Origin of the sequence: Streptococcus orisratti DSM 15617 (genome assembly GCF_000380105.1) — a bacterium.
Lineage (GTDB): Bacteria > Bacillota > Bacilli > Lactobacillales > Streptococcaceae > Streptococcus > Streptococcus orisratti.
This window is the reverse complement of record NZ_KB904488.1, coordinates 1-12,436: the sequence shown is the minus strand read 5'-3', so window position 1 is coordinate 12,436 and position 12,436 is coordinate 1. Positions and strand designations below refer to the sequence as shown.

The window sequence follows — 12,436 nt, the reverse complement described above, 5'->3', positions numbered from 1 at the left end:
CTCTTGAGAGAGTTTCTCCCAAAAGGTGTCTCTCTTAACTCACTAACGACAGAAGAACTCAATCACTACGTCTCTGCTATCAATGACAGACCTAGACGACTTCACAAGTATAAAACCGCAAATATTTTGTTTGGGCTAGCCCAAACAGCTTAACCTCTGGAACTCTAGTTATCAATGAACTTGTTGCACTTGACTTGACAAGTGGGGAAGAGTAAGAAACACTCTTTTAGAAAAATTAATCTAAGTATGCAATCACTTCGATCTCAATTTTAACATCGCGAGGCAGACGAGACACTTCCACTGCTGAGCGCGCTGGAAAATCTGCCTTGAAAGCAGTAGCATAAACTTCATTAAACGGGACGAAATCATTGATATCAGATAAGAAACAAGTAGTTTTAACAACGTGGTCAAAGTCTGTTCCTGCTTCAGCAAGAATGGCTGAAATGTTTTTCAGTACTTGTTCAGTTTGCTCTTGAATAGTTGTTCCGACAATCTCTCCCGTTTCTGGTGATAAAGGCACTTGCCCTGATGCAAAAAGGAAATTACCAACAACCTTTCCTTGGACATAAGGTCCGATAGCTGCTGGTGCTTTGTCAGTGTGAATCGTTTTTGTCATAAAAATTCTCCCATTTCTATTTTTCTCGCTATTATTATAGCAAAGTTTTCTGAAAATTGAAATAGTTTTTTCTACATGAAAGAGCTAGAACAAAAGTATCCAGCTCTCTATGTTTCTATCGTTTTTACTTAAAAAACATAGTTTTTAAAAGTAATTCTCAATCATTGAACAATGAATAAACCACCTCTGAAATGAGATAACAAATGCAAGACTTCAAAATTTAAAATTTCTGTTCTAAGAACCCATATTCATAGTTCAGTACTTCCATCTAAGGCTAGTTTTTAAGCTACTCGTCGTTAGTTTTTTTCAAAATACAGTCAGTAAGTATTCCCACGAAAAAACTGCCTTGATTAACGTAAAACAATCTCTTATATAAAAACACTTCACTTGTGAATACAGGTTCTAACTTCAATTTATCCTATAATAAATCGTCAATCAAAGTTTCCACATCATCTTTTTCTACTTGTGGTGTGATTTCAGTAATGGTAATACCTGCAACCGCACGCTCAACCAGTCCTTCTATATCAAGACGTTTTTCATACTGCTCAACATTTTTTATTTTTGGATTAGTTTTTGGACGATCTGGCGCAAATATCGTACAACAATCTTCGAATGGTTGAATAGAAATCGTGAAGGTATCAATCTTTTCAGCGATGTCAATAATTTCTAGCTTGTCCATGGTAACGACAGGACGAATAACTGGCGTGCAGGTTACAGCATTGATAGCTTGCATACTTTCAAGCGTTTGGCTGGCAACCTGACCCAGACTTTCTCCGTTGATAATGACCAAACCATGACGAATCTCACGAATACGGTCGGTGATACGCATCATAAAACGTCGAGTTAAGGTCATGAGATAAGCTTCTGGTGCCTTGGCCTTGATTTCTTCTTGGATTTCTGTGAAAGGTACCTCAATGAACTGGATATTGCCACCAAATTTTGTTAGCTTACGCGTCAAATCTTGGGCTTTTTTCAAAGCACCCGGGCTAGTGTAGGGCGGACTGGCAAAGTGAACCGCTTCAATGTCCACACCACGTTTAAGAGCAAGATACCCTGCAACTGGCGAATCAATTCCACCAGACAGCATCAGCATGCCCTTACCAGATGTCCCGACTGGCAAACCGCCTGCGCCCTTGATTTCTTCATAAGATATATAGGCAGCTTCATCACGAATTTCCACTTTGAGGGTCACGTCAGGATTTTTCATTTGCGCTTTAATGTCAGGCAAAACATCAAAGACGGCATCCCCAAGCGTTAGATTGAGCTCACGGCTATCTAATTCAAACCTGTGGTCGCTACGCTTGCTAGCAATCTTAAAAGTCATTCCATTATGGTAGAGACCTGTCATGATTTCTTGCACTGCTTTTTTCAAAATAACCACATCTTTTTGCACCTTATAAACAGGTGAAAAAGCTTGCACTCCAAAGACTTCCTTGAGTGATTCAGCGACAGGCTCATAAGCTGTACCATGCAAATAAACATGGCAACGGTCACGATCAGCTGTTACATGTACATCGGGGTAAATGGATAGTACATGCTGAATGTTACGCTTCAATTTGTTGATGAAACGCATGCGATTTTTTCCTTTGGTTGAGAGCTCACCGTAGCGAACCATGATTTCTGAATACGTTAAAGTCATTTTTCCTCTTTCTTTTAAGAATACTATCTGGCTAGCACACTAGTAAATCTTCAATCTTACAAGTATAATACGTTACTAGGACAACTGGTTTTTCTAAGTTAACTTTGCCATATTCTAGTATAATTTTCAACTTGCTGACTCATAACTAGAATAAACCCAAGGGACTATTTCAATCCATTCTTATCTCACCTTTTTAGTTTTTTCATAGACTTGCTTGAAAATGGTCAAAAATTGTTCGACTTGGCTCATGTCATTGTCATCGTCAAGACTGAGACGAACTGCCGATTGAGCAAGTTTGGTCGGTACTCCCATAGCAATCAAAGTTCCTGCAGGTTTACCAGCCTTGGATGAACAAGCTGAAGTCGTTGAGATATAGATATCATGCTCTTCAAAAGCATGGACAATCACCTCACCACGGACACCCTTGATGCCAAAGGTCAGGATGTTAGGCGCAAAGGCCTCAGACTTTCCAGAAAAGATAACAATATCCTCATGATGGGCAAGTTCGTTGTAGATAACTTCTTTCATCTTGGCGATACGGGGTAAAGCTTCGTTTTCCTTACTCATGACTAATCGCAGAGCTTTAGCAGTTGCAGCGATACCAGCCACATTTTCAGTGGTTGAGCGCATGTCTCCTTCTTGCCCCCCACCAGTTAGCAAAGGCTGTAACTTCTTCCCCTCTTTCCTATAAATAAATCCCACACCGCGCACTGAATGGAATTTGTGACCAGAAAAGCTGGCGAAATCCACACGCTCGGTCAAATAATCTTTTGTCGGAATTTTACCAATTGCCTGAACCGCATCAACATGAAACGTAATGGCAGGCTTATTTGCCAACAAATCCGAAATAGCCTTAATAGGCTGGATTGAGCCGATTTCGTTATTCACTGCCATAATTGAAACAAGGATTGTATCTGGACGCAAAAGTGTAGCTAGCTGGTCAATATCCACAAAGCCATCTGCGGTTACTGGTGCATAAGAGACCTCAAAACCATGTTGGCTCAGCCATTTTGCAGACTCCTTCACTGCAGGATGTTCGATATCCGAAACGATGATGTGCTTGCCGTAGCGCTCTTTTTCAAATGCCACACCTTTAATCACCCAATTATCGCTCTCTGTTCCGCCTGAAGTAAAGAGGATTTCACTACTCTTGACTCCGAGGAGTTCAGCAATTTGCTTGCGACTGGCTTCTAAAATACGGGTTGCCTTACTGCCGAGATTGTGCAAACTGGAGGGATTTCCCCAAATCTTACTGGCCACTTCCTGATAAGTTCTGAGAACTTCTGCGTAGGGAATGGTCGTTGCTGAATTATCAAAATAAATCATTTGTCTTCCTTCTAAAAAATCAATTGACATTATTATACCATATTGTAGAGTAATTTTTTCAAACAGAATTGCTCAGTTTTACCTCGCATTTTTTGACAGAAAGTCCTATAATATAAAAATAAATTGTAAAAGGAGTTCCAAATGTCTAAACAATATTCACGTCAACAAAAACAATCTCCAAAGAATCCTAGCCATCATATTAAGACTGGATTTTCAGCCTTTCAAAAAACGATTGCTCTAATTGGTTCCATTCTTAGTATTATCGTGGCTAGTTTTACTATCAAGAATGCCATTTCAGGTTCCTCTACTAAATCAAGTGACAGCACAACCTCCACTACTCAGGTTATTATCAAAGAACAATCGGCAGATTCTTCCGGCACTGATAGTCAGACTGACAGCAGCACCTATTCTGCAACAAATAACAGCAATAAGCAAACCAGTGAAAATTCAGCCACCTCTAATGACTCAAGTACCAGCTCTAGTAGTTCCTCAGAAACTAGTACTGCAACAAGTTCGTCTGCCCAAGATGGAATTGACAGTTCAAATACTGAATCATCTAATTAAACCATCCTAGAAAATATGATCAATCAAACACCCACCATAGCCTGGATTCATTCCTATAAAGCTAATGGACTCAGACCTAACCTTAAACGCATGACAGCCTTGTTGAAGCAACTAGGCAATCCTCAGAACCAATTTCCAGCTATTCATGTCGTTGGCACCAATGGAAAAGGCTCAACAACTAGTTTTCTACAGCATATCCTAACTGCCTCTGGCTACAAAACGGGGGCCTTCATCTCGCCCTACATCAGATGTTTTAACGAACGCATTGCCATCAACGAGAAAGACATTCCTGACAGTGCTCTTGACAAACTAGCTGATCAGATTAGACCTTTGATAGAGGATAAAACATTTTTAAAAAACTACGGTAAACTCACCGAATTTGAATTAGTGACAGCAATTATGTTCACTTACTTCGCACAAATTGACCCTGTTGACATTGCCGTTATTGAAGCTGGTATAGGGGGTCTCTATGACTCTACTAATGTTTTTACTGCTCAAGCAGTCGTATGTCCATCCATTAGCCTTGATCATCAGGCCACTCTCGGTGACAGCCTCGAACAAATTGCCCAGCACAAGGCTGGCGTGCTTAAACCAGCAGTTCCCTTTATATTTGGCCAGATGGACGAGCCCGTCCGTCACGTTTTCTACAGACAATCTCAAGCTCTGGACTGTCCAACCTTTGAGCTTGGCCAAGACTTTCATTTTTTGGACAATGGCAGAGCATTTGATGTTATCTATGATGATGTGAAAATTGCAGATATCCATTTACAGATGCTCGGCAAGCACCAAAAATCCAACGCTTCACTGGCAGCCCTGACCAGCCTGCAAATTGCGCAGCATTTCCCAAAAATAAACCTAGACAACATCAAGAAAGGCTTGGAATCCACGCGCTGGCCTGGACGCTGCGAACTTGTGAGGCCCAATCTCATGCTAGATGGTGCTCACAATCAAGATTCAATTGCTAAACTCGTGTCCTTGCTCAAACAAGACTTCGCCGATAAGACTATCCATATCCTTTTTGCAGGACTCAAACGCAAACCGCTAGAAGAAATGCTAAATCAATTAACTGACTATGACTTGTCCGTGACTGATTTTGACTTTTACGAAGCAAGACGTGTAACAGACTACCCTGACTGTTACACGAAAGTTGTTGATTATCGAACATGGTTGGAAGAAAGCAAGCAGTCCAACGAGTTTTACGTAGTGACTGGCTCACTCTACTTCATCTCCGAAGTGAGGCAGTATTTGCTCACAGCTTTATCCACCGATAATTATCACGATTAATCACAAGGATTTTTTTACAGTAGTTTTCGTTTTTCCTTCTGAGATGGAATGGTTGGAGACACTGTTTTTTCTTTATTGACAGCTCCGTCTGAATGTCACTGATAGCCACTTGCAATTCTTTGATAGAAAGTACAATTCCCCATCTATCCTAATCTCTTACCCTGAGTTACTTCCCCTCAGGATACATGGAGTCATAGATATCTTTTAACATGGCTTTGAGTTCACTCTCAGCGACTTCCCTTAGTTGCTCTTGTTCTTCCTCGCTCAATTGAATGCTTTCTATATCATTTCCATTTTCATCTATCAGATCATAAACACCATCTCCTTTTCGTCTCATATTTTTATCAAGTTGTTGGAAGACACTAATCCGTCTCCAATTCAATTCATAGTTAAATCTAACTCGGATATGTGACTTTTCTGGAACAAATTCTATTCCTAACTTTTTAGAAGTTATTGCAGGAATTCGATCCATCATCTTCAAATTGTAATCATCTAGGTTGTAGCCCGCTTTCTTTACATCGTCCACATATTGTTTCCCAAAAAGTCTTCCAAGTCCTGTCAAAGAATAGAATTGTTCATAGGTGGGAGCTCCGCTCTCATAGGTTCGCTTAAAATCACCGTAACAATACAGTCGGTAGCCGAAAAACGATAGCACCAAAGTCAATACTATGAGGACAGTCACTCGGTTTTTCTTACTCAACATTGCTTACTTCTCCTCAGGGTACATGGAGTGATAGACATCTGCCAGTAAATCTTCCAGCTCCGCAATAGCGATTTCTGTCAACTCTTGCTCCTCAGCTACTGTCAACTCTACACTCTCAATCAGATTACCGTTTTCATCCTGTAAATAGTAGCTGCCTTCACCATCCCGATTCATATCCTTGTTAAGTTGCTGGAATACATTAATCTGTCTGCCATTCAATTCATAGTTAAAACTGACAGTGATATGTATCTCTTCCGGAACAAATTCTATTCCTAACTTTTTAGATATTAATGCAGGAATTCGGTCCATCATCTTCAAATTGTAATCATCTAGGTTATAGCCCGCTTTCTTTACATCGTCCACATATTGTTTCCCAAAAAATCTGTCATATCTTGTCAGAGAATAAAATTGTTCATAGGTAGAAGCTCCGCTCTCATAGGTTCGCTTAAAATCACCGTAACAATACAGTCGGTAGCCGAAAAACGATAGCACCAAAGTCAATACTATGAGGACAGTCACTCGGTTTTTCTTACTCAACATTGCTTACTTCTCCTCAGGATACATGGAGTGGTAGACATCTGCCAGTAGATCTTCCAGCTCCGCAATAGCAATTTCTGTCAACTCTTGCTTTTCAGCATCCGTTAACTCTATTCTCTCTATATCATTTCCATTTTCATCTATAAGAAAATAAATTCCTTCACCATCCCGATTCATATCCTTATTAAGACGCTGAAAGACATTAATGCGTCTATTGTCAAATACGTAATTAAAACTGAGACTGATATACGTTTCTTGAGGAACAAATTCTATTCCTAACTTTTTAGATATTAATGCAGGAATTCGGTCCATCATCTTCAAATTGTAATCATCTAGGTTATAGCCCGCTTTCTTTACATCGTCCACATATTGTTTCCCAAAAAATCTGTCATATCTTGTCAGAGAATAAAATTGTTCATAGGTAGAAGCTCCGCTCTCATAGGTTCGCTTAAAATCACCGTAACAATACAGTCGGTAACTGAAAAACGATAGCACCAACGTCAACACTATGAGGACAAATACTCGGTTTTTCTTATTCAACATTGGTTTCTCCACCCCTTTTCAAATAATCCATGAAGGCATCTTGGTGTTTCTTCTTCACTTCCTTCGATTGACCCCAAGTGATAAATTGGTGCCCGAAACTGCTGTCATCTCTAACAATAAACTCTACGAGTCTTTTGCCTTTATCAACATCTCCATCGCCAATTACTCCATAGAACTCTTGGACACGGTTCAACTCATTGGCATCAATTTTTTTATTATAGTCAGCCTGCACTGTAAAGATATCCTTCAAATCTGCTTCCTTCATTAAATCATAGCTATTGATTGGATCCAAATCAGAGTTAAAATCTCGATCACCATATTTCCTCGAATCGATGTCACCTTTAAAGGATATCTCATACTGCTCCATGGGAACTGGAATACTCGCCGTTGTTGTCCCGATGTTTATTCTACCAGTATTAACTATTGTACTGATTAGATGGACAACAGAAGGAAGGTCAAAGCCCCAGCTTTGCTCCGTAAAGGCTGCTAGCTGGATGGCTTCATGGGCTAGGTCCTTTGGAAGCGAATCATCAGGGTGTTGTCCTACAATAGTACGGTCCAAGAGTTCTATGTCCGTTTCAAGTAAGCCATATTTTCTACACAATCTATCTCGTTCCTTCGCTTCAACAGTTCCCGCGATTCCCTTCCAGCGGCTCCAAGGGGTTTTCCCTACAAAATTCTTTGGCACAAATGATGCCACCAAACGATTGTACTCGTAGATTACCTGTTCATTAGACCAGCCTTCTCGTTCAGCACGTTCGAGGATACCCTGTTGGAGGTTATAGAGGGCTAGTGCTGTTTCTTCGTCTAGGCCGTAAGAGTTCTTAAAGTCATCAATAATGGCCTTCTTGGCTTTTTCTGCCTTGGTGACGGGGGTTCCAGGGGTTAAAGTATGGCTCTTTAGGGGCTGATTTTTCATACCAATAACCCAGTTCATGTCCAGACCTTCAGTGTAATAACTTCCATCACTATCAACGAGTACTTGGCTAAGCTGCGTAGCTCCTTGGATGGCCAAACGCAATACTTCTAGGCTATCTGTGAAATAGGAGGAGACTTGGGAAACAAACCATTCCAGCTTCTCAATTTTCTCTTGAATATCCTGAAGACCAACCTCCAGATTTTCCTTGGCTTGATAGAGATAGCCTGTATCACTCCATAACTTCCCATAATTTCCAGACAAGAGAGCGCCTACTTGGTTGAGAAAGCTCTCGTTTTCTTCGATTTGTTGGATGACAATTTCAAGCTGACGGTTCCTTAATTGTTCTAGCCTTTTCAATTCTTCCAAGTCTAGGGTTCCATAGCCCGATACCGTGCCATCTGCTACCTTATAAGAATCCAGCTCGGTCTGGATATCGTCAATGGCTGCCTGTAATTTTTTGATAGAAGGGATGATGATGTCTGAAAACAATCCTCTACCTGCCGTATAGGCTGCCCCTTGCAACTCCCCAGAATCAAGACTGGCAATCAGATGGTCGCAGCCGCTAGACAGCCTATCCGTGACTTCATTAGCCAGCTGAATATTGTTTCCCATGGCTTGTATGAGCATGGCGGACTCAGAGGCGCTATATTTTACTCCCATGTTAGACGATTCCTTTCTCTGATTCGCTCTTCTCTTTCATCGTCCAGTTGATGGCGAATTTGAGTTGCATGGTGCGATAGTTGGTCCAAATGTTCTCTGACATAATGATCCATCTGCCACTTCAGGTCTCCATTTCTCTGCAAATCGATGTATTTCCTAGGACTTCCCTCAGGTACATGGTGCAAAAGCGCTTCCACTTCAAAAGACAGATGATGAAACTCCGATTGGAGATCCAAAACCCTTTCTTCATGCTTTCGTTTCAACGATAAAAAATCTTCTTCTAGCCACTCTATCCGATTGATTTCTTGTGTTAGAGCAGCAGCTTTTTCTTCATACTCAATCCGATTCATTAGTTGCTTCTCCATCTTTGTGCTTCTTCTATATCACGTTTCTCTGGCTTAGCTGCGATTTGAGGAAATTCATTGGCTTGGATCAAGACCGCCTGGCTAAAATCACTGACCGCTTGTAACATTTGATTAGAAACCTGTCGTCCGCTTTCCATGCCGGAAATACCACTAGTATAGCTAAAGTCCACAGATTGGTTTTGAACGGTGCTGGCATCTACTCCCACCAAGTCACTGATGGCAGCTGAGGTTGAAATAGTATTGGATTTTATCATTCCACTCATTATGAGTCCCTTCTTAATAAATAGTATAATCACATAATATTATACTATACGATTCATTAAGACTGTATGAAAAAACTGTCTAAAAACCTCCTTTAAAGGACTTTAGACAGTTAAATTACTTGAATTGTAAACTTACCTTATCGCATGGTAACAAACTCTTCAGCACCCGTTGGGTGGATAGCAACCGTATTATCAAAATCTTCCTTGGTTGCTCCCATTTTGATAGCGACTGCAAAGCCTTGAATCATCTCATCAACGCCATATCCAATGCCATGCAGACCAATGACTTTTTCTTCTTTACCAAGTGTGACCAATTTCATCTTGCTTGGTTGGCGATGGTTGCCAAGAGCTGTATACATTGGAGTAAAACTAGAGCGATAGACCTTGATTTGATCTTCACCAAATTGAGCAATAGCAGCTTCTTCTGACAGTCCTATTGAACCAATGGCTGGATGGCTAAAAATCACTGTTGCCACATCCTTATAGTCCATTTTGGCGTTAGGTTTGTTATTAAAAAGACGTTCTGATAGTTGACGGCCAGATTTAACAGCAACAGGTGTCAATTCCAATTTCCCATTAACATCGCCAAGAGCATAAATACCTTCAATATTGGTATTTTCAAAGGCATCTGTTTTAATGAAACCTCTCTCATCTAATTTGACACCAGTCTTTTCCAGACCATAGCCTGTCACATTTGGCCGACGGCCGATAGCCCAAATGAGAGTATCAACAGTGTAGTTCTCGCCATTTTCCAAAACCAAAGTCAGACTGCCATCAGCATTTTTGATGACTTCTTTTGGGACAGAGAAAGTGTGAAGATTAGGACCATTGACAGCCATTTCACTCACAAGAGTATCGATGATTTCCTTGTCAAAATTGCGGAGCGGACGATCTCTGCGAACGAAGAGGTGAATATCTGAACCTAGGGTATTGAGAACACCTGACACCTCAACAGCGATGTATCCAGCTCCCACAACTGCAGTACGCTTAGGCACCTCATCAAGTTCAAAGAAGCCATCTGAAGTAATGCCGTACTCAGCCCCCGGAATATCTGGATAAAGGGCGTGACCGCCAGTTGCAATGAGAATGTGTGGTGCAGTATAGCGCTCCCCTGCTGCCTCAATCGTGTGGGCATCCACGAAAGTTGCGTAATCGTAGACACGTTCAACAGCATTGTTGTCAAAACCACGTTCATAAGAACCGTGAATACGGTCAATATAGGCCTGACGGTTAGCTTTCAATCTCTTATAATCAAAATTTTTAGTCTCAATATCAAAACCGTACTCTGCTGCATAGTGATTAAGGGTCTCAGCAACTTGAGCACCATACCACATAACTTTTTTAGGAACACAACCAAGATTGACACATGTGCCGCCAACTTCTTTTCCCTCAAAAAGAATGACTTTTGCTCCATGCATGGCTGCGCGGTTAGCTGAGGCAATGCCACCTGAACCGCCACCTATAACAATATAATCATATTCTTTAACCATGTTTGATTTCTCCTTTAGTGAACTAGTATGCTTCAAACATCAAGTTCAGACATTGTTGATTCGATTTGATGAACCTTAGTTCTATTGAATCAGTGTTGCATCGTCTGACTTTAATTTTGATTGCGTGTAATAACCATAATTTACCATAAAATAAAGAAGCTAACAAACATTTGCTACGGGCTTGGCTAGAAAAAAGAATCCCTCAGGATTCTTAAAAATCAAAGGCTTTCAGCAAATTTTCGTTTGATAAAATCAGCAGAGTAGGCTAATTTGTCTTCTTCCTCAGTTGGCAAGGTGAGTTTGATTTGCTCAATAACACCTTGACGACCGATTATAGCCGGATAACTGAGATAAGTATCCAACGGCTCATAATAATTAGACACTGGCAACTCTTCATGGCTATCCGAGACAACTGCTACTGCCAAACGAATAGCTGCACTGGCAATACCGTAACTTGTATATTTCTTGCCATAGAAAACGGTATGTCCACCAATCATAGCTTCGTGAGCAATATCTTCCAGCTCTTTTGGACTGGCAAATTCTGAAATAGCTTGCCCCTTGATACGTACTTGACTCCAAGCGGTGAATTGAGAGTTGCCGTGTTCACCAAGGTTATAGCCGTAAACACTTCTAGCATCCACACCAAATCTTTCAGAAACTGCACGTTTCATGCGAGCCGTATCCAAAAGGGTACCTGTTCCAATCACACGTTCTTTAGGCAAACCAGAATAATGTTGGTATAGGCTGGTTATGACATCTACAGGGTTGGAAATGGCAATGATGATCCCCTTGAAGCCCACCGCCTTCAATTTTTTAGCAACAGCTGGTACTTCTTTCGCTGTAAAAGGTAATTCAGCAAAACGATCAGCATTGGGGTTATCCTGCAAGGCAATATTCCCTAACGCAGAAATCACCACATCCGCATCCGCTAGAGCCTCATAATCGTTCACGATAATATTAGCATGCTGATTGAGGTTGGCAGCTGCATCGGTGAAATCTACTGCATCAGCCATCACCTTCTTCTCATTTGTATCAATTAAAATGTAATCATCAAAAGTCCCTTGAGCGATTAAACCGTGTGCAACTGTTGAACCAACATGTCCCATTCCAATAATTCCGACTTTTCGTGCCATACAATTTACCTCCATAATTTCTAATTAAGTTCTATTATACACCTTCAAAGAGAAAATTGACCGATGAAAATCAATTTTTAAAAGAAAAAGAGCCAGTCAAGACCCAATGTCATTAAGTTAACTAACCTATCACGTTTTGTGGTAGGTTAGTTTTTTCTATGGTACACTAAAAATAAAAGGGGAAAAGTCATGTTAGATCAGATTAAAGCTCATTTACTTGATAGTATTAACAACATCGTTTCCACCGCAAACCAGTTTGTGCTTCATCCTGAAAAAGATTTTAGTCGGAAAAGTCAGCTAACGATGAAAACCATGATTCAAGCTATACTGACCATGGGTGGTAATACCTTAGCCAAAGAGCTACTTGATTTAGATTTGCCTGTCTCTCAATCTG

13 protein-coding genes and 2 pseudogenes are annotated in these 12,436 nt (G+C 40.7%); 4 read left to right on the top strand and 11 right to left on the bottom strand.

What is annotated here, in order from left to right; translation table 11 throughout:
- A pseudogene (locus tag A3I7_RS14155) lies at positions 1-153 on the top strand (IS30 family transposase); the annotation flags it as partial.
- A gap of 82 nt (positions 154-235) precedes the next feature.
- Here A3I7_RS14155 and A3I7_RS0108795 read toward each other — a convergent pair.
- From A3I7_RS0108795 to A3I7_RS0108785, 3 genes are all read right to left on the bottom strand, one after another.
- On the bottom strand, positions 236-616 hold the full coding sequence (locus A3I7_RS0108795; protein ID WP_018376417.1) for a RidA family protein: 381 nt from the start codon (positions 614-616) through the stop codon (positions 236-238).
- Between the two features lie 418 nt (positions 617-1,034).
- A complete protein-coding gene (gene thiI / locus A3I7_RS0108790; protein ID WP_018376416.1) occupies positions 1,035-2,255 on the bottom strand; it encodes a tRNA uracil 4-sulfurtransferase ThiI in 1,221 nt (406 codons plus the stop codon).
- Between the two features lie 180 nt (positions 2,256-2,435).
- Positions 2,436-3,581, bottom strand: a complete 1,146-nt coding sequence (locus A3I7_RS0108785) for a cysteine desulfurase family protein (protein WP_018376415.1) — start codon at positions 3,579-3,581, stop codon at positions 2,436-2,438.
- A 141-nt stretch (positions 3,582-3,722) separates the two neighbouring features.
- On the opposite strand from A3I7_RS0108785, the gene A3I7_RS0108780 reads away from it, so the two are divergent.
- The gene (locus A3I7_RS0108780) at positions 3,723-4,145 is read left to right on the top strand and encodes a DUF6556 family protein (RefSeq protein ID WP_018376414.1); all 423 of its coding nucleotides are present in this window, start codon (positions 3,723-3,725) and stop codon (positions 4,143-4,145) included.
- Between the two features lie 18 nt (positions 4,146-4,163).
- Positions 4,164-5,429, top strand: coding sequence for a bifunctional folylpolyglutamate synthase/dihydrofolate synthase (locus A3I7_RS0108775; RefSeq protein WP_026217204.1), 1,266 nt, complete (start codon positions 4,164-4,166; stop codon positions 5,427-5,429).
- A gap of 166 nt (positions 5,430-5,595) precedes the next feature.
- Here A3I7_RS0108775 and A3I7_RS0108770 read toward each other — a convergent pair whose 3' ends face one another.
- From A3I7_RS0108770 to A3I7_RS0108735, 8 genes are all read right to left on the bottom strand, one after another.
- Complete coding sequence (locus A3I7_RS0108770; RefSeq protein ID WP_018376412.1) at positions 5,596-6,132, bottom strand: hypothetical protein; 537 nt, start codon at positions 6,130-6,132, stop codon at positions 5,596-5,598.
- Positions 6,133-6,135: 3 nt separating this feature from the next.
- On the bottom strand, positions 6,136-6,672 hold the full coding sequence (locus tag A3I7_RS13405) for a hypothetical protein (RefSeq protein WP_018376411.1): 537 nt from the start codon (positions 6,670-6,672) through the stop codon (positions 6,136-6,138).
- 3 nt (positions 6,673-6,675) lie between these two features.
- Entirely contained in the window at positions 6,676-7,212 is a 537-nt protein-coding gene (locus A3I7_RS0108760) for a hypothetical protein (RefSeq protein WP_083907241.1), read from the bottom strand.
- Entirely contained in the window at positions 7,202-8,791 is a 1,590-nt protein-coding gene (locus A3I7_RS13400) for a hypothetical protein (protein ID WP_018376409.1), read from the bottom strand. The genes A3I7_RS0108760 and A3I7_RS13400 overlap by 11 nt, the downstream gene beginning before the upstream one ends.
- Positions 8,782-9,141 (bottom strand): hypothetical protein, encoded by a 360-nt coding sequence (locus A3I7_RS0108750; protein WP_018376408.1) that lies wholly within the window; start codon positions 9,139-9,141, stop codon positions 8,782-8,784. Before A3I7_RS0108750 ends, A3I7_RS13400 begins: the two co-directional genes overlap by 10 nt.
- The gene (locus tag A3I7_RS0108745; RefSeq protein ID WP_018376407.1) at positions 9,141-9,419 is read right to left on the bottom strand and encodes a hypothetical protein; all 279 of its coding nucleotides are present in this window, start codon (positions 9,417-9,419) and stop codon (positions 9,141-9,143) included. The genes A3I7_RS0108750 and A3I7_RS0108745 overlap by 1 nt, the downstream gene beginning before the upstream one ends.
- A gap of 137 nt (positions 9,420-9,556) precedes the next feature.
- Positions 9,557-10,909, bottom strand: coding sequence for a glutathione-disulfide reductase (gene gorA, locus A3I7_RS0108740; RefSeq protein WP_018376406.1), 1,353 nt, complete (start codon positions 10,907-10,909; stop codon positions 9,557-9,559).
- A gap of 218 nt (positions 10,910-11,127) precedes the next feature.
- Complete coding sequence (locus A3I7_RS0108735) at positions 11,128-12,042, bottom strand: L-lactate dehydrogenase (protein WP_018376405.1); 915 nt, start codon at positions 12,040-12,042, stop codon at positions 11,128-11,130.
- A gap of 189 nt (positions 12,043-12,231) precedes the next feature.
- Here A3I7_RS0108735 and A3I7_RS13245 point away from each other — a divergent pair.
- Positions 12,232-12,436 (top strand): annotated as a pseudogene (locus tag A3I7_RS13245) (IS4 family transposase); the annotation flags it as partial.